Raw genomic sequence first — 19,722 nt, 5'->3', positions numbered from 1 at the left:
GGTTCAACCGGACGGCCGGGACGGCCGGACGGCCGGACGGTTCCGAAGGGACGAGCCATGCGTGTGAAGGACGAGTGCCCCAGGTGTGGGAAACCGCGTGAATCCCCCTGGTGCCGGTGCCCGAGGTGCGGAGCCCGGTACCCCGGGGTCCACGGCCCGGACACACCCGGCACATTGCGGTGATCGGCAAAGGGACGAGGCGTCCTCCGCTCCCTGGCACCGGCCGCCGGTGCCAGGGAGGCTGCTCGCCACGCCAACTCCGCTGCCGGGGCCGGTCAGCCGTTTGGTGCCGGCGCTCCGGCAGGGCAGAGCACCCGGTGTGCGAAAAACCCTTGGCGCGCTGCCTCTTCACCCTCCTACAGTGATTCTCGTCCAGGTGCGAAGGCAGGACCTACTTCGACTCATAATCGGGCGGTCGCGGGTTCGAGTCCCGCCACCGGCACACAGGCCGGTGTAGCTCAGTTGGCAGAGCACCTTGTCGGTTCCGCCGCCTCGACCTCTGGACGGTAAGCTTCACGCACCTCCCGGTGCGTGGGCCACGGCTACTTCGTTGTGTTCAAAACCCACGCCGTGGCCACTTTGAACTCGGGAGGCGCGGCACCGGGGCGTCCGGTGCGCAGGTGACGGTTACTTCTCGGAACAGCCGGTCGCGGGTTCAAATCCCGTCCCAGCTTCGGGCTGGTGTAGCTCGGTCAGGAAGAGCAGCTGTCTTGTACCGTCGCCGACTCCTGATCTCGGACGCCCTCCGCCGTGCTTCCCCGGATGAATTCGGGGGAATTCACATGGCACGCTTCAACACCCGCGCACCCCAGTCGGCCCGCCCGACCTCGCCCGTGACCGCGAACGGGTCCACCCGCACCCACCTCGGTGGCAAGGGGTATGTGCGCGACGGCCGTTCGGAACTGTTCCTGCTCGCGGTCGCCAACTTCGTCTCCCAGCAGACCTTCCACGAGAACGGCACCACGCGCGACGACCGGTTCACCGCGCTCGTACGCAAGCTCGCCGTCGAGGACGCGGCCTGGACCGCGGGCCTGCTGGGGTGGCTGCGGGGTGCGGGCGGGATGCGCACTGCCTCCCTCATCGGTGCCGCCGAATACGTCAAGGCCCGGCTGGAGGCCGGTGCCACCGATGGCCCGGCGAACCGTCAGGTGGTCGCATCGGTGCTGCGCCGCGCCGACGAGCCCGGCGAGATGCTTGCCTACTGGACCTCCGTCCACGGGCGGAACGTGCCCAAGCCGGTCAAGCGTGGCATCGCCGATGCCGTGCGGCACCTGTACACCGGTCGCAACCTCCTGAAGTACGACACCGCTTCCAAGGGTTACCGCTTCGGTGACGTACTCAACCTCGTCCACCCCACGCCCGACCCGGACAAGCCGTGGCAGGGCGAGCTGTTCCAGTACGCCCTGGACCGCCGCCACAACCCGGACACCGCCACCCCGCCCACCACGGACCGGATCCTCACCGCGCACCACGCGCTGATGGCCATGCCCGTCATGGAACGGCGCGCCTTGATCACCGGGCCTGGTGGCGCCGAGCGACTGGCGGCGGCGGGCATGACCTGGGAGGCGCTGGCGGGGTGGCTGCAGGGCCCGATGGACGCGGTGGCCTGGGAGGCCGTCATTCCCTCCATGGGCACCATGGCCCTGGTCCGTAACCTGCGGAACTTCGACGAGGCCGGCGTTTCCGACGAGGTGGCCCTGCAGGTTGCCGCCCGGATCGCCGACCCGGCGGAGGTCGCGCGGTCCCGGCAGTTTCCCTTCCGGTACCTGGCCGCGTACCGGCACGCCCCGTCGCTGCGCTGGGCCTACCCGCTGGAGCAGGCCCTGGGCCACTCGCTGGCGAACGTGCCCGCACTCCCCGGCCGGACCCTGATCCTGGTCGACCGCTCCGGCTCCATGTGGTCGCCGCTGTCCGACCGCTCCCAGCTCAACCGCGCGGACGCCGCCGCCGTTTTCGGCACCGCCGTGGCGATGCGCGCCGCCGACGCCGACCTCGTCGAGTTCGGCACCACCAGCGCCCCCGTGGCGTATCGCAGGGGCGAGTCGGTGCTGAAGGTGCTGGAGCGATTCGGAAGCCTGGGGGGTACCGACACGACCGAGGCGGTGCGTCGGCACTACCGCGGGCACGACCGGGTCCTGATCGTCACGGACGAGCAGGCATCCCACCACTACGCGGGTGACCCGACCGAGCAGGTCCCGGCCGACATCCCGGTCTACACCTGGAACCTCGCCGGCTACCGGCCCGGCCACGGCCCGTCCGGGTCCGCCAACCGGCACACCTTCGGCGGGCTCACCGACGCGGCGTTCCGCATGGTGCCGCTGCTGGAGAGCGGCCGGAACGCCCACTGGCCCTGGGAAGACTGAGCGGGTGTAAACGGCCGGGTCGGGCGATGTCGGTTGAGGTTCTCGGTGACGTATGCATGAGCCCACCTTGTTCATCTGTGCGGAATTTTTCTCACGCGTACGGGTGGTTTATGGAGTCGTCTTAACCTTCAGGCGGGACGAGTGGCAGCGTGGGGGTACGCCATCCGGGTGATGGATCCAGCGGCTGGAGCAGGGAGGGCCTCATATGTCCCCAGCGAATCTTGCCCCCGGTGTCTATGTGAAAGAACTCCCGAGTGGGGTCAGGGCCATCACGGGTGTGGGTACTTCTACTCCGGCTTTTCTTGGGTATTCGGTCAGGCAGCCTTGTGCACAGGAACCTGTGAAGGTGCGGAGCTGGAATGAGTTTGTGGATTCATTCCATTTTCGTTCGGGGCTCACGCAGACGCAGGTTGAATCGGAGCTCGCGAGGATCAAGCCGTTCTTCGAGGCCTTTGACGCGGCGGAAACGCCTTTCAAGGAGAAAGTAACTTCGAGTGGGACCATCACCGCAGACGAGTACTACTCTTTCTATGACGTGAAGAAGCGCATTGCGGCAAGCGGGGAAGTGAGCAAGGAAGAGCAGGAGTTCGCCAAGGATATCCAAGGGAAGGTCAGTAAGGCAGCGCCTACCGAATATGCGGCCTGGGAAGGGGCTGGTAATCTCTGGTGGCCGGTAGCCGACCGTTATTATGAGCTTCGCGACCTCAAGCAATATCTGGCGGACGCAAAGAAATACGTACTCGCCGAGGCCGTCTATGGTTTCTTCGCGAACGGCGGGACCGAGTGCTACATCGTTCCGCTCGACCCGGATAGCGATCTCAAGGGTGAGGTGAACGGCGACCTCAAGAAGCGCACCGGTTTGGCCGGGTTGACGACCGTGCCCGATGTGAACATGGTGGCGGTGCCCGACCTGTGGACCGGCGGACCGGCCGTGTCGGCCGGCGCGGAGATCATCCAGAATGTCGTGAAGCACTGCACCGACATGCGTAACCGTCTGGCGATCGTTGAGCCGCCCGGGGAAAAGAAGCCCAGCGAACTCGGTGAATTCCTGACGGCGTTGGGGTCCCCAGAGTCGGATGGCGCAGGCTTTACGGCGATCTACTACCCGTGGGTTCGGGTGTCGGGTGTGGGTGGTGGTGAGCGGGTGGTGCCGCCGTGTGGGCATGTGGCGGGGGTGTGGGCGCGTACGGATGGGGAGCGGGGTGTGTTTAAGGCTCCGGCGAATCAGGATGTGCGGGGTGTGTTGTCGGTGCCGGTGGTTCTGACGGATGGTTTGAATGGGGAGTTGAATGTGAAGGGGGTGAATTGTCTTCGGGTGTTTCCGGATCGTGGTTTGTTGGTGTGGGGTGCGCGGACGCGGTCGGGGAGTGAGGATTGGAAGTATGTGAGTGTGCGGCGGTTGGTGTCGTTTTTGGCGGATTCGATTCGGCGGTCGTCGTCGTGGGCGGTGTTTGAGCCGAATGATGGGCGGTTGTGGGCGTCGTTGCGGCATGCGGTGGGGGTGTTTTTGGTGGATCAGTGGCGTCAGGGTGCGTTGGTGGGGCGTAGTCCGGATGAGGCGTTCTATGTGGTGTGTGACGGGACGAACAACACTGTGGAGACGATGAGGGCGGGGAAGGTGGTCTGTGATATCGGTGTTGCGCCGGTGCGTCCCGCGGAGTTTGTGTACTTCACGATCACCCAGATCGCCGGACCCCCCGGCAAACAGACCTGAGTACCCATCCCGAATGAGAAGGAGAAGCAGGCATGTTGACCGGTGACACCTTCAGCAGCAGCGCCTTCGCCATTGAGCTCGGCAAGTTCCAGGTCGAGACCGTGCAGGAGGTATCGGGCCTCTCCCTGGAACAGGAGGTGGTCGAGACCCGGCAAGTGACCGCGACCGGCGAGCTGTTGGTGCGCAAGCAGCCAGGAGCCCGTAAGGCCGGCGAGATCACCATCACCCGGGGCATGGACAAGAGCACGGCGTTCACCGACTGGATCAAGGCGACGCTGGTGAACGCCGATCTGGACAGCGCGCGGCAGAACATCACCATCGCCCTGAAGGACGCGAAGAAGCAGACCGTCCGGCGCATCCACCTCGCCAACGCCTGGGCCTCGCGTTGGGAGGGTCCGGCCTTGGGCGCCGCGAACGCCACCACCGCGACGGAGCAAGTGACCATCACCTACGAGGACATCACCATCGAATAGGGATTCCGGTCTCATCCCGAAGTGAAGGAGCAGGCATGTCGACGAACCCGCCAGGCGTCTATGTGACGACGAAGGACAGTGGCGTCCGCACCATCGTCGGGGTGAGTACATCCACCGCGGCCTTCCTCGGCTACACCAAGACATCCACAAAGGTCCCCCCGGACAGCAGCTTCAAGCCGTTCACCGATGATGAGCGAAGGATTCCGCAACTCATCCGCAGCTGGCCCGAGTTCGCGGCCCGCTACACCATCGAGGGGTTAAGCAAGGAACTGACGGAGGCCAGGGCGGCCGGTGACAAGAAGACGGTGCACACCCTGGACAGGTGTTTCACCCTGGCAGAAGCCGTCTATGGCTTCTTCGCCAACGGAGGGGCGTCCTGCTACATCGTGGGTTTCACCGATCCGGCCAAGAAGGTCGAGGCCCCCGCCCTCAAGGGGAACGAGGAGACCAGGCAGGGCATCGCCGGGCTGCTGGGCGTTCCCGACGTCTCGATGGTCGCGGTACCGAGCCTATGGGACATGACCGTGGATGTCCCCGAGAACGGATCGGAACCGGTGCCGGTCCAGGCCACCGGCAAGGTCCTGATGGGCGAGGTCCTGACGCACTGCACCACCACGAGGAACAGGCTGGCCATCCTGGACCCGCTCCCCGGTCTCCAGCCGGACGAGGCGGGGAAGTTCGTGGGCGAAACCCTTCCCTCTCCGGATGTGGAGGCCGCGAGTTTCGCTGTGTTGTATTACCCGTGGGTTCGGGTGTCGGGTGTGGGTGGTGGTGAGCGGGTGGTGCCGCCGTGTGGGCATGTGGCGGGGGTGTGGGCGCGTACGGATGGGGAGCGGGGTGTGTTTAAGGCTCCGGCGAATCAGGATGTGCGGGGTGTGTTGTCGGTGCCGGTGGTTCTGACGGATGGTTTGAATGGGGAGTTGAATGTGAAGGGGGTGAATTGTCTTCGGGTGTTTCCGGATCGTGGTTTGTTGGTGTGGGGTGCGCGGACGCGGTCGGGGAGTGAGGATTGGAAGTATGTGAGTGTGCGGCGGTTGGTGTCGTTTTTGGCGGATTCGATTCGGCGGTCGTCGTCGTGGGCGGTGTTTGAGCCGAATGATGGGCGGTTGTGGGCGTCGTTGCGGCATGCGGTGGGGGTGTTTTTGGTGGATCAGTGGCGTCAGGGTGCGTTGGTGGGTCGTACGCCGGATGAGGCGTTCTATGTGGTGTGTGACGAGACGAACAACACCGTGGACACGATGAGGGCGGGGAAGGTGGTCTGTGATATCGGTGTCGCGCCGGTGCGTCCCGCGGAGTTTGTGTACTTCACGATCACCCAGATCGCCGGCCCCCCCGGCAAACAGACCTGAACGTCCGAACCGGGCGGAGTGCCCAAGGGCGACCGGTCACGGTCGGGCCATGCACCTCATACACATCCGGGAAGGCAGGACACTCGACCATGCCACACGCCCGCAAGCCTCGCGCGCAAGCGCCATCGTCCGAGCAACCCAGAAGCCGCTCCGCCGCTCCGGGCACGCGGCCGCTTGACCAGCGGCAGTTGAGTCAGATCGCCGAACGGCGGGAGCGGGAACCTGGCGCTCGAGCCCCAATCTCCATTCCGGAAGGCCGGGTTGAGGTCGCCCCTGTGGGAGCGGGGATCAGGTATGGCGCCGTCACCAGTTGCATGACAGTGACCTGCTACCTCGACGACGGCCGTAAAGCGGGCGCACATATGGTCCTGGTTACGGGCGACGACGCCCAGCTCGCCTCGCATCGGATTCTGTCCGCTCTGCGTGGCCGACTCGACGGTAAGGTCGGAAAGGTTGAGCTGATAGGGGACTTCGAAAGCTGGCAGACGAAATATCTGAAGCTGCCCGCCTTTGAGGGAGGCTATGACCTGCCGGATGATCCGCGGCCGCTGAAGGACGCGATCCTCGAAGAACTCGGCCTGTCGGGCACACCGGTGGAAATGCGCCAGCATGCCGAAGGCGACCTCACCCTTTGACGGTTCTCATGGCGAAGGGGGCGGCGATGCTGCGACAGGTCCTCAAGACCGGGGACATCGCGACGTTGGTGCCGGAGATGACCGCGACGAAGCCGGTGCCAGGGCCTGGAGGGCTGCTCGTCATGCCGCTGCCGATCGTCATCGTCTTCCAGGGCTCTGCCCTCTTCCAGGTGGAGGGTCATACCGCATGCGTGCCCGACGATATCGAGAAGCTGGTTATTACGCCCGTCTCTTACAGCACCGAAACAACCACGATTTTTGGTTCCGGCACGGTCGTGTTGAGGCTCACCCCAGGGCACCGGTCGAAGCACGCGCGTACAAAACATGGAACCCTGGTCGTTCTCGACGGCGGACCGCTTGACCTGATCTTCACGCCGACGGTACATGCGAGTAATCCGGATGGTTCTTTCGACCCGTCAACCGAGTTCAAAGGCCAGGCCCTTCTGAACTACGTGAGCATGCGCCCGGTGCAAGCCGTATCCGAGGGGGAATAAGGCACGGGAATGCACTCAGCTCCATTGACCGATCAGCGTCGCGCGCCGGCGAACCGAGTCTCGTCGAAATACTGGCCGAGCTTGAGGTGTTCGTCCCGCACCGCTGCCAGCAGGTCGGGTGTCGTGACCGGGCGACCGGTTTCGGCGGATCGGTAGGCGGCGGTCAGCGCACAGCGACGGATGGCACCGCCGGTCAGGTCGTACACCTCGGCCAGCCGGTCCAGGTCCAGATCGGCGGCGCGGGGGAGGGCTGGTCCAAGGCAGCTCTCCCATAGAATGCGCCGCTGTGCGGCCTCGGGGCGGGGAAAGGGCACCACCAGATCGAGGCGGCGGAGAAAGGCCGTATCGATGTTGCTCTGCAGATTGGTGGTCAGCAGGGCGATTCCGTTGAAGGACTCCAGACGCTGGAGGAGGTAGGCGGTCTCGATGTTCGCATAGCGGTCGTGGGAGTCGGTGGTCTGGGCGCGTTTGCCGAATACGGCATCGGCCTCGTCGAAGAGCAGGACGACTTCGGCGTGTTCGGCCTCGGTGAAGAGGCGTTCGAGGTGTTTCTCCGTCTCCCCGATGTATTTGTCGATGACCATGGACAGGTCGATGACACATAGCTCGAGCCCGAGTTCACCGGCGACGACCTCCGCGGCGAGGGTCTTTCCGGTGCCGGAGGGGCCGCTGAACAGGGCGCTGACACTCAGCCCGCGCCCACCGCCCGGCCACAGTTTCCAGTCCAGGAGCACGCGTTCGCGGTGCCGCGCACGGAGCGTCAGGTCATGCAGCAGGGTGCTGGGGCGCTCCGGAAGCACCAGGTCCGTCCAGCCGACGTCCGGGCGAATCCTCCGGGCCAGCCGGTCGAGCGCACCGGAACCGGGATGGGCGTGGGCCGATGCCGTCCGGCCGGGCACTGTGCGTCCGTCAGGGCGCACCTGGAGTGGACGAATCGTCCTCGACCAACACGCGTTCCATGGCCGCACCCCGGCCAGTACGACGGTGTGCGGCAGTTCGGTCAGCGGGGTGAGCAGATCCGCCATGTCAGGGGAGTGGTCGGCCAGCGCATCGACGGAGGTGACGAGCAGGTTGCCGGCCCGCAGCCGCGTCTCCAGCATGGCCGCGCGTAACAGCCGGTCCGGCTGCGTGGCCCGGTCGGCGGTCAGCAAGTCCAGGGACAGTAGCGGGCGTTCGGCGCCGTTCAGCGCGATACGGGTGATGGCTTCGGCGGTGCTCCCGGTGCAGCCGCAGAGGTATACGGGCGGACCACCGTCGAGGAGGCCGGCGAGCCGGGAGCCGGCGGCTGCCGCCCGGCTGTCCGTCGAGGGGTCGGGAGAAGGGAGCACACCGAGGGTGGAGCGCAGGTCTGGAGGCAGTGTGTCATCACCGAGCAGATGGTCGACCACCCGGTCGGGAACGTGTAACTCCCGTCCGGCATAGGGTCGCTCCTCGTCCCTGACCTCCAGCAGACCGGTGGTGCGCAGCCGCCCGGTCGCTCCCAGGGTCATGCGTCCATGCGCACTGTGGGCCGGGATGCCGCACAACTGCAAGGCCAAGCCTATGGTGGCTCTGCGCCGGGTCACATCGTCGTTGAGGTAGCCATAACAGCGCTCGAACCGCGCGTCGAGATCCGGGGCGATTGCCACCAGCAGCAGTTCCGCCTCCAGCGGTGAGAGGCCGAACCGGCTTGCCAGTTGACGTAGCGGGATGGTGGCACCGGCGGCCTCCGCCTCCCGCTCGGAGATTTCGAGCACCGAGGCCGCGTATTTCTCGGATGCGTCGGGCGGTAGTGGGCCTGGAGTGCCGCGCAGCAGATGTGGAGCATGAGCGTCCGAGATGTACAGACCGCGGAAGGGGTCGTCGGGCGGCTGGGGATCGCCTTCGGCGCGGGCGATGACCGCCCGTTGCACCCGGGCCCGGAGCAGGTCGATCCGCGCCAGCAGTGCGTCTGCCGCGGGCTCGGACCGGGTGACCGCTGAGGTGGTCACGCCGTCACCTCGGTCTCATCCACATTGTGGGGCCAGGTGCAGTCGGGCTGATCGGCGGACTTGGGAGGCCACTTCTTCCAGTGTGGAGGTGGGTTCTGGTTGGGGAACTCCACATGGCTGTCGTCCACGATCAGTTCTTCCTTCACCCAGTGTTCGTAGGGTGCGACAACGAATGAGGGAAGCGGAAGGATCACGGTGATATTGAGAGCGGGAACGAGACCAAGCCCGGTCACGTTCCACAGCTCCGCGAGGACCCTTTCATCAATGGGCGGTCGGCTGATGTCGAGATGAGCGGACAACTCGGTGACGGACGGCCCGATGGGCAGGAGGGAGAGCTCATTGCGCTTGGACAGGAGGATCAGGACTTCGCCCAGCATGCTGTGCGAGACCAGGGGGTCAGGGGCCCAAGCGGTTATGAGATAGGACAGTTGGGCGAAGCGTGGTGGATCGTGATACTCGACCTTCTTCTGCTTCTTCGGGTGCTCATTGGGCACCGTGTGGTAGATCGTGCCCGCCTGTCGGCGATCGAGGCTTTCTCGGACGTCGTACAGGTAGATGCCGATGGCCTCCGTTCCGGCCGTTTGGCCGAGGGGTTTGTCGCGCTTTGGCGGTCCGAAGTCGACTTCATACTGGGGCAGTGCTTGGTGTATCAATTCCCCTAGCGCGAGATCGACGAGATGGATCACGATTTCCCCCTTAATCCGCACTACCGGATGAGGGTGCGAGGACGATCTGCCGTACGTCGATACCGGCACCCTGCCGATCGATCGGCGTGTGGGCCGAGGTATCAGCCACGACCAGTGCGGAACCCTTGGTGTCCGCGACATACAGGTGCGGATTCGACGGGTCGGGATGCGGGGCCGATCCGCCCAGTCCGGTGCCCAGCGGGAGTGTGAGGCGAAGCTGCCCGGTGGCGGTGTCGAGCATCTGGACCGCTCCACTACCGCTGCTTGTCACATGGAGCAGAGCGCCGTCAGGCGACACGGCGAGCCGCTCCGGAGCGTTGAGGCCGCTCGCCCAGGACTGGGAGATCCAGGCCGGGAAGCCCAGCCCGAGTGCGTATATCTTGTTCAACGAGGCGTGCAGAGCACCCGTGTTGCCCGGCCGGAAGCACACCGCTCCGGCCGGAGCGGTGACGGTGCCCGCCGGTTGTGGGCGGGCGGGGTTGGTCAGGTCGATGAGGTGCACCCCTTGGTCCTGGGTACTGACGAAGGCGTGACCACCCAAGGGGTGTACGGCGAGCGCCCAGGGCTTTCCGCGGAGTGAGAGCTTCGCTTCGACGCGTTCCAACGGAGCGGCGGACACGACAGGTAGTTCCAGCACGTGCAGGGCGGCGTCTTGCCCGCCGTCGGCCGCGAGGAGATAGAGATGGGCCGGATTTCCCGGGCGGAGTGCGAGGGCCTGGGTGCCGGGGATCCCTGTCTGAACGCTGAATGACACCACGGGTGTTGCGGGTGTGACGGTGGAGAGCATCCACAGTCGGTTGTCACCCACCACATATCCGTAAGGGGCGTATGGGTGCAGAGCGATACCGCTGGGAACTCCTCCCGGGAGTGCGACCGTTGTCGGCTCCTTCGTGGGTGTCCCCGGGATGGCGAGGCTTACGACTTGGATGAGCGAGCCACTCGGTTCCTTGACGAGAACATAGGCGTGCCGGCCGGTTGAGTGGACGGCCACTCCATTCGCCTCGCCCGTGCTGGTAAGGGAGAGGGACGGCCCATCCACGAGCTTCGACAGGTCGGTCGTGCACAACTCCTGCTTTCGCGTGCGGTATGCGTGGCTGTCGGAGGTGTGGACGGCGATCGCCCTGGGCGTTTCGTTGTCGGATGTGGCCAACAGGTCTGTTGGGGGCGCGGGTACCCGGCGGAGTAGGGAGATGGATCCCTTACCGCGTTGGGCCGCATAGACCCGAAGGCCGTCCGGGCTGCATGCGACCCCCGTCGGGTCGGCGTCGGCCTCGGTGGCCAATGTGGTGACGGTCAGGTCAGGAACGGTCAGACAGTGCACCGCCGGAGCATTCGTCGAACCGTCGGTGACGCATGCGTACCGGCCGTCCGGGGTGCAGTGCACATCCCACGGTTTGGAGTCGGTGGTGTGTGTAAAGGTGGCGGTCTTGATGTCGGATCCACGCACCGTGACGGTTCCGGCTTGGCGATTGGTCACGTAGAGGGGCCCGCTGTGGCGTGATGCGATCGAGAATGGTGCGTCCGATAGGGGTACTGATGGGGAGATTGATTCGGCGCGGAGCCGGTCATCGCTTTTGAGGGCGATGGTTGTCAGCTTGTGATCGGCCTTGTCGCCGTTGACGATGTGGAGAGTTTGGTTTCCCTGGCAGGTGACGCCGCGAATTTCTGTAAGCGTTGGGGCATTGGTCACTTTTTGCATGGAAGCTTCGCTGGTCTGGGGCACTTGGATTCCATAGAGGTCGCCACGGTCGTGGTCCGTCGCATAGAGGTACTTACCGTCCTTGGCGAGGGCGAGCGAGGCGGGGATGTAATTAGAGTCGGTGATGGTGAGCCAGAACTTGAAGGTGGCGGCCGCACCATCTCCCAGGGAGTACTGGGCGACCTTTCCCAACGTTGTGTTGGCTACGTACAGAGTCTTGCCGTCTGGCGATACGGCAAGTCCATGCGGGTAATCACTGCCCGAGATGCCGCCCAGGTATCGCCAGGTGGTTTCCTTGCCTTCCAGGACGGAGATCCTGTCCGGCCGCCTCAGGCCGCTGTTGTAGTTGGCGATGTAAAGACGTTTTCCATCCGGATGCAGGGCGATTCCTTGCGGACCGGTCAACTTCCCTTGTTCGGTGGTGATTGCCCCCTGGTGCTCCCAGCCGGTGTTGGTGTTGCGGAGGATGGAGATCTTCCCTTTTGCCTCGTCGAGTCCGCCATCCTCGTCGTCCGTGATGTACAACATGGCGCCCTTGCCACTGTCGTCCCCGCCGACGACTGCCGCGTGGCACGGCTTGGAGCAGTTCACCTTCCCCTTTTCGATGGTGTAGGACCCGCCTCCTTGCAGGTCGATGAGTGAGACGGACCGGGTACCGTGATTCGCGGTGAGTGCATAGTGCCCGTCCGGGGTGATGGCGAGACCGCGCGGTTCGGCGCCCTTGGCCAGTGAGATCGGTTTGACATCGACCTTGCCCGGGGTCCAGAGCTGTTGATCCTGTTGGGGGCGGAGCGTGAGGAGTTTGTCCGAAGTCGGGCAGGTCACACAGGCGAACGCGGGCCCTGGGCCTCCAGTACCGATGGCGATGTCCCAGGGGATGTCATCAACCGGGATGGCACCGGAGTCCGTCGCCTGCTTGAGGTCGGACACGGCGATGCGTTTGGCCGCCTGATCGGTGGTGAAGGCCCAACTCTCGTCTCCTGACCGTGTGACGGCGATCGAGAGCGGTTTGGAGGACGCGCCAGTACTGATCTTTCCGGTACTGGTTGGGGAGACACGTACGGAGACGAGTTGCCCAGTGCCCTGGTCGGTGATGTGCGCGTGCGTTCCCTCGGGGCCGAACACTACGGCCGCCGGTACGGCACCCACGGGGATGTCGGTTCGTCGGCCGATGAGCTCGCCGGTGACCTCGTCCAGATATACAGCACTGAGCAGGCCGGTGGTCCTGCTGAGGACGTAGAGAAGGGTGCCGTCCGGCGAAAAGGCCGCGGCCGAGGGCCGGGTGGCGGTTGGGACCGTCGAGAACGGGCCAGGGCGTCCGTTCGCCAGTAGTTTCGCGATCGAGAGCGTGGCCGCGCCATGGTTGAGCACGCAGAGCCGGTCACCCTTCGGCGCGACCAGCACGGCCAGCGGATCGGCGCCCACCTCGGGCTGATCGACGATGTGCGCCGCGGTCATGTCGATCACCAGCAGTACGCCGGCGTCCGTTGGACGCTCGCCGCGGCATGCGGCATAGGCGATCGGCTTGTCGGGGTCGGGGAAGGCGGCCAGTGCGCGGACCCGGGCCGGGTGCGTGACCTGTGCTGTTCGCTGCGCACGCAGGTCGAGGACCGACAGGGGCGCCGCGGGATCGGACTCGCATGCCACACAGACCCTTGCCGCCCGGGGAGCGGCGGCCAGCGCGAACGGACCTGTTCCTACCGGGACTTTGGCGGGTGTGCCACCGTTTGGACCATAGACACGGACCTCGTTGTCGGCCCAGGACGCCACACAGACCTTGTCCTGGTCCAGTCCGGCCACCACCGCGCAAGGGCCGTTGCCCGCCTCGAAGTCATGGGTGTCACCGCTGATGACGTAGAGCCGCCCGGACCCGAAGGTGGGAACATAGGCCGGCCGGCCGCCATGACCCACCGCCACCGCCCGTGGGTTGGTCTTGACCGGTTCGGAGTGGATGTTCCGCGGGATGCCCTCGGCGGGCAGATCCGCCGTCACCAGGGCGTCCGCCCAATCGATGGCGAGAATGCGGTTTCCTGCGTTGCCCATAAGTGCCCTCCTCCGGCTCAGGCCGACCACGGTGTCTCGGCGACGGTGACGCGGTGCTCCATGGAATAAACGGTCTGGCCCTCCCCGCAGATGGCGACGGGTCCGGCTGCCGAACCCTCGCCGGTGGCAGGCTTGTCGGTCGTAAACAGCACCGCGGATCCGACCCGTGCGACACCCGGTACCCGCTCCAGAACGCGGTGCGCGTCCCCGACGTACACCGGCCTCCCCGGCGGCCAGCCGTTACCCTCAGGGCCGCCGTTGACCGGGTTGAACCATGCGTAGAGCGCCCGCTCTGCGGCGGCGGCCAACGCCGAACGTTCCGTCTGGGTCTGGTAGTCGTGGGGCAGCACATGCGCCTCGAAGCGGATGCCCAGGTAGGCCGGAGGCTGAAGCCAGACGGGAACTCCAGCCGGCTGCCGAGCCTGGAGGGCGCGTCGTACCGTGTCGTAGGCGTCCTGGCTCGGCGTGAGCATGTGGTAGGGGAACCAACCACGTTCGTCGGCGGTGACAAAGGGGATCACCAGCAGTTGGACGCCGGTCTGAAGGGTGCCGCCGCTGGTGTCGGTGTAGCCGTCCTCGCCGCCCGAGGATGCCTCGGTGTTCCACACGGACACGCCGGCGACCGGCGGGAGCAGCCGGCAGATGTCGCCCTCCGGCACGCCGTTGCCTTTGGCGCCAAGTGTGCTGTGGTACGAGCCGACGTCGATCCGCGCATGGTCGGGGGGTACCTTCCCGCGCTGCACGCTATTGCCAGAGCCGTCCTTCACCTCGGGCCCGAAGTACAGCACCCCGGTCATCGCGTTGACCACGTAGTGTGGGTCGTTCTTATGGGATTCGGTGAAGGAATCCTTGCGGACCCACCGTTGCCCGGCGACTTGGACGTCAGGGAGATCGGCGCACAGTTTCCCTTCCATCAGTGGGAACGACTGTCCGGGGACTCCTTTCGAGAACACCGGCTCCGGCTTCCGGGCCACGAACTGCTCTGCCTTGACCTCTTGGGTGGAACCTTCGTCCAGATAGACCGTGTACTTCGTGGTGTCGCTCCCCGCCGGGTCGCGGATCTGGAGTGCGAGCCAGGCGCCGCGCAGCTTCGGTACCGGGTTCCTGCCCCAGTTCGGAACCGCGTCCGCGGCCGATGCGGCGGGTATGTCGGTCTTCGGCCGCCACCGTGGCGAGCGGTCCAGGCGGAGGGGGAACCGGCCGCCGGTGGGCTCGGCGGGTGAACACTCATATGCTGCCGGGGCATTGAGATCCCACCACGGTGTGCCGCTGCGGGGCAGGAAGACGGACAGGGCCATCCGCTCGGTGCCTTCGGGGTGACGGTCCGGACTCACCCACAAGGTGAGTGGAGCGAGCCCCACGCCTTCGGGGATGTGTAAGAGAGCCAGCACAAGTCCCCCGCCCTCCCGGAATGGGCCGCTCACCGCATCCTCCGTGAGTTTCTCGGCCATGAGCGGATCGCAGCCTCCGGTCACCGAGGGATCGAGGCGCAGGGATGCCAACCCGGCTTTGCGGGCCGCGCCACGTGTGGCTTGTTCCGTGGTAGTGAAGACCACTTCGCCGTTGGCAGTGCTGATCCGGGTGTCCTTGGGCACGACGGACATACTCGATGGGATGGTGAATCGGACCTTGGTAGTTGCCGGCTTGGACAGCCGGTAGTTCCACGCCGGATCCAACGCATCGTCATTGATGGCGCGGACGTAATGGATGCGTGCCATACCGGCTGAGGCGGCCAGAGCCAGCTCCTCGTAGTCACGCGGAACAACGGCCCGCTCCGGTACGGCGGATCCGAGCGGTAGTCGTGCCGCGTATGCCTCGGGGCTCTCGGCCTCGGTGCCCCCGGTGGCGGGCTCCGGGTTGGTGACGGCCGAGATGTAGGGGAGCGGAGCGCGGAGCACGGTGACCGTACGGGCGGGGACGTTGCCCCGGGCGCCGCCACCTGTCAGATACCGGGGCGCCCGGATCAGGGCACCCGCGGTCAGTGGCGCGCCATACTGCCGAAGTCCCTTGGCGGTGCTGGCGACCGGCCCGAACACGGCCTCGCCGGTGCGGGGGTCGAGGGTGAAGTGCCGGTCCCTCGGGCCCGAGTTGGCCAGTGATGGGACATATGCCCACCGGTGGGTCGTCCCGCCCATGGCGGCCTCCACGGTCAGGGTGTCCGCCGCGTTGACCAGCGGCGGACTGGAGAAGCGCAGACGCTCGCCCGGGGTGCCCAACGCGGTGCCCAGCTCCTCGTTCTGGATCAGATGGGCCTGTACGGCGGGCACCGCGACCGTCAGCACCGGAAGGAGGAGCAGGGACTTCACCGGCTGCTGGTATCGGATCAGCCCCACGTCGCGCAGTTGCCGCGGGGAGCGCTGTCCGGCCTCGGAGGGGTGGAGCAGCAGTCTGGTGGGGGAGTGCGTGGCCGGGATCACCAGGGTGATCCGTACGGTCTGGTGTCCGTTGCCGGCCAGTGCGGCCGTCCGGCAGGGCACCCAGCGTGATCCCTGCCATGCTTCCCACCCTTGTCCCAGTTCCGGCAAGGGCACCGGGAGATCCGGGCAACCGACCTCGAAGGTGACCTGTGTGCCGGGAACAGGCACCGAGAGCACGGCGAGGGTGTGGGTACCGGCGGAGGCCGAGTCCCTTGGCCCAGGCATCGGCTCACCCGTCACCAGGGGAAAGTCCCCGGTACTGGGAAGGTTCAGGTGGTACGGCGGTTCCGAGAACGAGTAGCCCCCTGCCGCGACAACATCCTCACCAGGACGCTCGAACGTTGTCAGCCTGCCCTCCACCACCCCGCCCAATGCCCGGGTCTGGGCGAACGTCCCGGCGGCGATGAGTACACACGGGTTCACCAGGGCGTCCGCCGTCGTACTGAAAATGACCGGTGGCACGCCCTCTTGGACCGGAAAGGTGGAGACCTCCACCCCCGCCGGGACGGGGACCGGTTCGGGGGCGGGTGCCGCGAGTTGGAAGCTCACCTCGGTCCTGGCGGGTGTCGCGGGATGGGGCCGGATCCCCAACATGCGCAGTAGCTCCAGGCGGTGCCGGTCCGCCGCCCGGTTGAGCCGGTCGCGTAGGGCCTCCACCATGTCGGCGCAGGTTTCGATCAGCGCGTGACCCGGATCGGTGCGGTCCTCGGCGGCCCAACCGGGCAGGGCGCGGCGCACGGCCGCGATGGCGGCGGCCGTGATGTCGTCGCGGTTGCGGCCGTCGTATCCGGGGTTCGGCGGCGTCATGGGGACGGGCCTCTCGTCTGCTCGGTGGTGGACAGGCGGTGGTGGCCGACCGGGCTCAACCGGCCTGCTTGACCTCGGACTTGAACGGCAGATGTGCGGGACAGTGGGACAGCACCAGCCGGGCGAGCTGGAGTTCCAGGCTGCGCAGGTCCTCGCCCTCGCGGGCGGTCATGGTGACGGTCAGCGTCGGGCTGATGGGTGGGAACGGATCGCCATCGCGGTGGACGCCGCCGCCGGACTCATCGATGGCGAGGTCCCACTGGTGGATCTCCCTGGCTTCCCGCAGGAGTGCGGCCGGGGTGCCACGGTGGGCCTCCAGCCAGGGCGCGAGGGCGATGGCGGTACGCAACTGCCGTTCGTCCCAACCGGGTTCCACCCGGGCGCGGGTGATGAGGACCAGCCAGTCCAGGAGCGCGGGCGGGGCGAGCCAGGGGTCGAGGACCCCGGCCAGGTGCTCCAGCTTGTCCTCGGCGGGGGCGAGCGCCTCGCCGACGCCGGCGGCGAAGGCGTCGAGCACCTGGTCGGCGGCGAGCAGTGCGGGCAGTTTCAATGGGTGCGGAGCCATGGCTTCTCCCGTTCGCCCCTCAGTCCTCGGTCACGGTGACGACGGCCTTCAGCAACCGGACCAAGCCGCTGTCCGGGACCTCGATGACGGGCTGTTCCTGGTCGGAGGCGTCGGTGACGGTGGCTTTGACGATGGCGCGTACCTCCGGCACCGCTTCCAACGCGGTGAAGACCTCGCTGGCGTGCACTCGGCGGCCCCACGGCCAGCCCTCTCCATCGGGTCCGCCCTGGGTGGGGTGGAAGTAACGGTAGAGGCGCCGCTCGGCGGCTTCGGTCGTCTGCTGTTTCCCCTGCGAGGTCCATGGGCGCACGGTGGCCAGGGCCTTGAACGGCTGGTAGTCGGGCGGTCCGAGGCGCAGCCGCTCGCCGAGGAGGCGCACCTCCGACAGGACCCGGTCCGCCTCCGCCGCGACTGTCGCCGGAAGCTTCAAGTCCTCCTCTTCCAGCGGCGTTCCGGGATCGGCGGACAACGGCGGAACGACGAGTACGCGCAGCGGGGCGCCTTCGGGGCGCCATAGCGCCGGTTCACTACGGGTGTCCTTGAGGAAGTAGAAGACGTCCTTGACGGTCACCACCGCATCCGGCTGTCGCTGGCAGAGTGGTGACAGCCCGGGGAAGGACTCGGCGATCCGTGACCGCACACCCCTGCTGCCCGTTGGCACCAGTTTGTTGCTCTCGTAGCGGTAGCGGCGGTGGTAGACGACGTCGCCCTTGAAGAAGAAGAGCTCATAGGTGTTGGGGACTTCAGGGACAGGCTGTGCGGCGACATCGTCGACACCGTTGCCGAACTCTTGGGGGATGCCCGGGAATGCGTCGCCGATGGGTTGCTTACGCGAGTCGTCCCAGCCGCATGATCCACCGGAGAACCACAGCCTGGTATCAGGCTCTGTGGCGAGCTGGAGTACGGCGTCCACGCGCTTGGCGGCGAACGCAGGTGGCTTGTCCTGGTCCGTCGGAGCCTCCTGATCGCCGTCCGGGAAGGAAACCCGCTGGTGGTCCACGCCCCCCTTGCCATTGGGGAAGTAGTGCACCGCGAAAGCGGGTTCCCGCACCGCTACCGCGCATGCGGCCACCCGGTCGGGACGGGCCGGCGGCAGAAGCGCCGCCGGGGCCTGGGTGCTCGATGGACGGACGGTGGTGGTGACCCGGCACCTGGCGATGGTGGTGGCATGCTCGGAGAGGATCCGTTCGTAGTCCGGTACGGTCACGGCCCGCCGCAGCGGGGACAGGTCCAGCGCCGCACGTTCCAGTGCCTGCCGCCAGTCCTCCTGGTCCCATCCGGTGGCAAGCGTGTGATCCACCGTCGGTACCGCTTTGCCCGCCCCCGCCAGGTAGGTGCCGGCGGGCAGGGCTTGGGATACGCCCCGGTACGCCGGGTATGCGATCTCGATTGGCTGTCCGTCCGGTGGAACGGCGCCCAGCTGTCGCGCCCCCGCGGCGAAGGGGACGAGCGGGCCGAACACGACGTCGCCGCCGCTCTCGTCCCACCAGTAGGAGTGAGAGTCCTGATCCGCTTCGGCGAAGGTGGCCACGGATGTCCAGCGAACGCCCGCGACGGTGACCGACGGAGGACTCAGGGGGCGGCGTGGAAGAGGGAAGCGCTGCCCCGGAGTGCCGTTGGAGGTGAACACCTCGGTGACCTGCCCGGGTCGTTCAATGGCCTCGACCGTTATCGGTTCGCCCGACAACGAGGTGACATCCATGGCCGTCAACAGGACGATGGGTGGGTTGTGTTCAGCGGTCAGTTCGGTTCCCGCAGGCAGGTCATAGGGCGTTTCCACCGGCGAGATCCGCACCAGAACCCGGCACGGGCTCGCGGGCATGGGCTGGATCCCCATCAGACAGAGCAGCCGGTTCCGCTGCTCCCCGGTCATTCGCGCGACCCGGTAGAGCAGCATGTCCACCCGCTCCGCGCACGCCTCCAGCAGGGTGATGCCGGGGTCGGAGACGTTATGGTCGGTCCACCGGGGGGCCCGTTGCGGCAGGGCCCGTTTGGCGGTGTCCACCATGGGCTGGAAGCGGAGGTCGTCCAGGTCCGGGACGGGCAGCTCCTGCATAGTGGTCCTCTCGGCGTGCCGCGTTGCTCAATCGGCCGGTGGCAGCGTGTAGAAGGGGTAGACGAGATTGCGCGGCTCATTGGTCGTGCGCAGGCGGTAGCGGATATCGATCTGGAGCACCCCGTTCCGCTCCGTGTCGGTGCTGAAGAGCAGCCGGTCGAGTTCGATGCGGGGCTCCCAGCGCTCCAGCGCCTGCCGCACCGCGAGATCGGCCTGGGCCTCGGTCGTGGCGTCGAGCGGGGCGAATACCAGCCGGTGGATGTCGCAACCGAACTCCGGCCGCATGGGCCGCTCTCCGGGAGCGGTGCCGAGGATGATGGCGATGGACTGTTCGACATCCTCGGCCCCGGATGCCAGGGCCACCTCTCCACCGGTGGTGAGGTGGCAGGGGAACGTCCAGCCCACACCGACGACATCGGACGGGACGCTGCTGCTGCCTGTCATGATCACC

General features: G+C 66.5%; 13 protein-coding genes and 1 tRNA gene. 7 read left to right on the top strand and 7 right to left on the bottom strand.

The genetic code is table 11. The annotated features are described in order from the left end of the window. Positions 1-369: 369 nt before the first annotated feature. The 7 genes from ABCR83_RS04430 (at position 370) to ABCR83_RS04400 (ending at position 7,028) form a co-directional block, all read left to right on the top strand. A tRNA-Ile gene (locus tag ABCR83_RS04430) sits at positions 370-439 on the top strand. A 343-nt stretch (positions 440-782) separates the two neighbouring features. Continuing rightward, positions 783-2,363 carry a TROVE domain-containing protein gene (locus tag ABCR83_RS04425; RefSeq protein WP_462693436.1) on the top strand — a complete coding sequence of 527 codons (1,581 nt, stop codon included), beginning with the start codon at positions 783-785 and terminating at the stop codon, positions 2,361-2,363. A gap of 346 nt (positions 2,364-2,709) precedes the next feature. Continuing rightward, on the top strand, positions 2,710-4,077 hold the full coding sequence (locus ABCR83_RS04420; protein ID WP_462693435.1) for a phage tail sheath family protein: 1,368 nt from the start codon (positions 2,710-2,712) through the stop codon (positions 4,075-4,077). Between the two features lie 32 nt (positions 4,078-4,109). Beyond that, a complete protein-coding gene (locus ABCR83_RS04415) occupies positions 4,110-4,550 on the top strand; it encodes a phage tail protein (protein WP_462693434.1) in 441 nt (146 codons plus the stop codon). Between the two features lie 35 nt (positions 4,551-4,585). Beyond that, entirely contained in the window at positions 4,586-5,899 is a 1,314-nt protein-coding gene (locus tag ABCR83_RS04410) for a phage tail sheath family protein (protein WP_462693433.1), read from the top strand. A 320-nt stretch (positions 5,900-6,219) separates the two neighbouring features. Then, positions 6,220-6,534 (top strand): hypothetical protein, encoded by a 315-nt coding sequence (locus tag ABCR83_RS04405; protein WP_462693432.1) that lies wholly within the window; start codon positions 6,220-6,222, stop codon positions 6,532-6,534. A gap of 26 nt (positions 6,535-6,560) precedes the next feature. Next, positions 6,561-7,028, top strand: coding sequence for a hypothetical protein (locus tag ABCR83_RS04400; RefSeq protein WP_462693431.1), 468 nt, complete (start codon positions 6,561-6,563; stop codon positions 7,026-7,028). Positions 7,029-7,060: 32 nt separating this feature from the next. Here the strand turns inward: ABCR83_RS04400 and ABCR83_RS04395 are convergent, their stop codons facing one another. The 7 genes from ABCR83_RS04395 to ABCR83_RS04365 all read right to left on the bottom strand — a co-directional run bounded on the left by ABCR83_RS04395 (position 7,061) and on the right by ABCR83_RS04365 (position 19,715). Beyond that, entirely contained in the window at positions 7,061-8,998 is a 1,938-nt protein-coding gene (locus ABCR83_RS04395) for an ATP-binding protein (protein WP_462693430.1), read from the bottom strand. Then, the gene (locus ABCR83_RS04390) at positions 8,995-9,684 is read right to left on the bottom strand and encodes a Pvc16 family protein (RefSeq protein WP_462693429.1); all 690 of its coding nucleotides are present in this window, start codon (positions 9,682-9,684) and stop codon (positions 8,995-8,997) included. Before ABCR83_RS04390 ends, ABCR83_RS04395 begins: the two co-directional genes overlap by 4 nt. 10 nt (positions 9,685-9,694) lie before the next feature. Then, a complete protein-coding gene (locus tag ABCR83_RS04385) occupies positions 9,695-13,186 on the bottom strand; it encodes a beta-propeller fold lactonase family protein (protein WP_462693428.1) in 3,492 nt (1,163 codons plus the stop codon). 257 nt (positions 13,187-13,443) lie between these two features. Further along, positions 13,444-16,650: a putative baseplate assembly protein gene (locus ABCR83_RS04380; RefSeq protein WP_462693427.1), complete on the bottom strand. Its 3,207-nt coding sequence runs from the start codon at positions 16,648-16,650 to the stop codon at positions 13,444-13,446. 55 nt (positions 16,651-16,705) lie between these two features. Further along, a complete protein-coding gene (locus ABCR83_RS04375) occupies positions 16,706-17,215 on the bottom strand; it encodes a phage tail protein (RefSeq protein ID WP_462693426.1) in 510 nt (169 codons plus the stop codon). Positions 17,216-17,234: 19 nt separating this feature from the next. Then, a complete protein-coding gene (locus ABCR83_RS04370) occupies positions 17,235-19,271 on the bottom strand; it encodes a baseplate J/gp47 family protein (protein ID WP_462693425.1) in 2,037 nt (678 codons plus the stop codon). Between the two features lie 27 nt (positions 19,272-19,298). Beyond that, positions 19,299-19,715, bottom strand: a complete 417-nt coding sequence (locus ABCR83_RS04365) for a GPW/gp25 family protein (RefSeq protein WP_462693424.1) — start codon at positions 19,713-19,715, stop codon at positions 19,299-19,301. Between the last annotated feature and the right edge of the window lie 7 nt (positions 19,716-19,722).

Source organism: Streptomyces xingningensis, from assembly GCF_054957865.1.
Note: the sequence above shows the minus strand (reverse complement) of the source record. Positions and strands in the feature narration are given on the sequence as shown.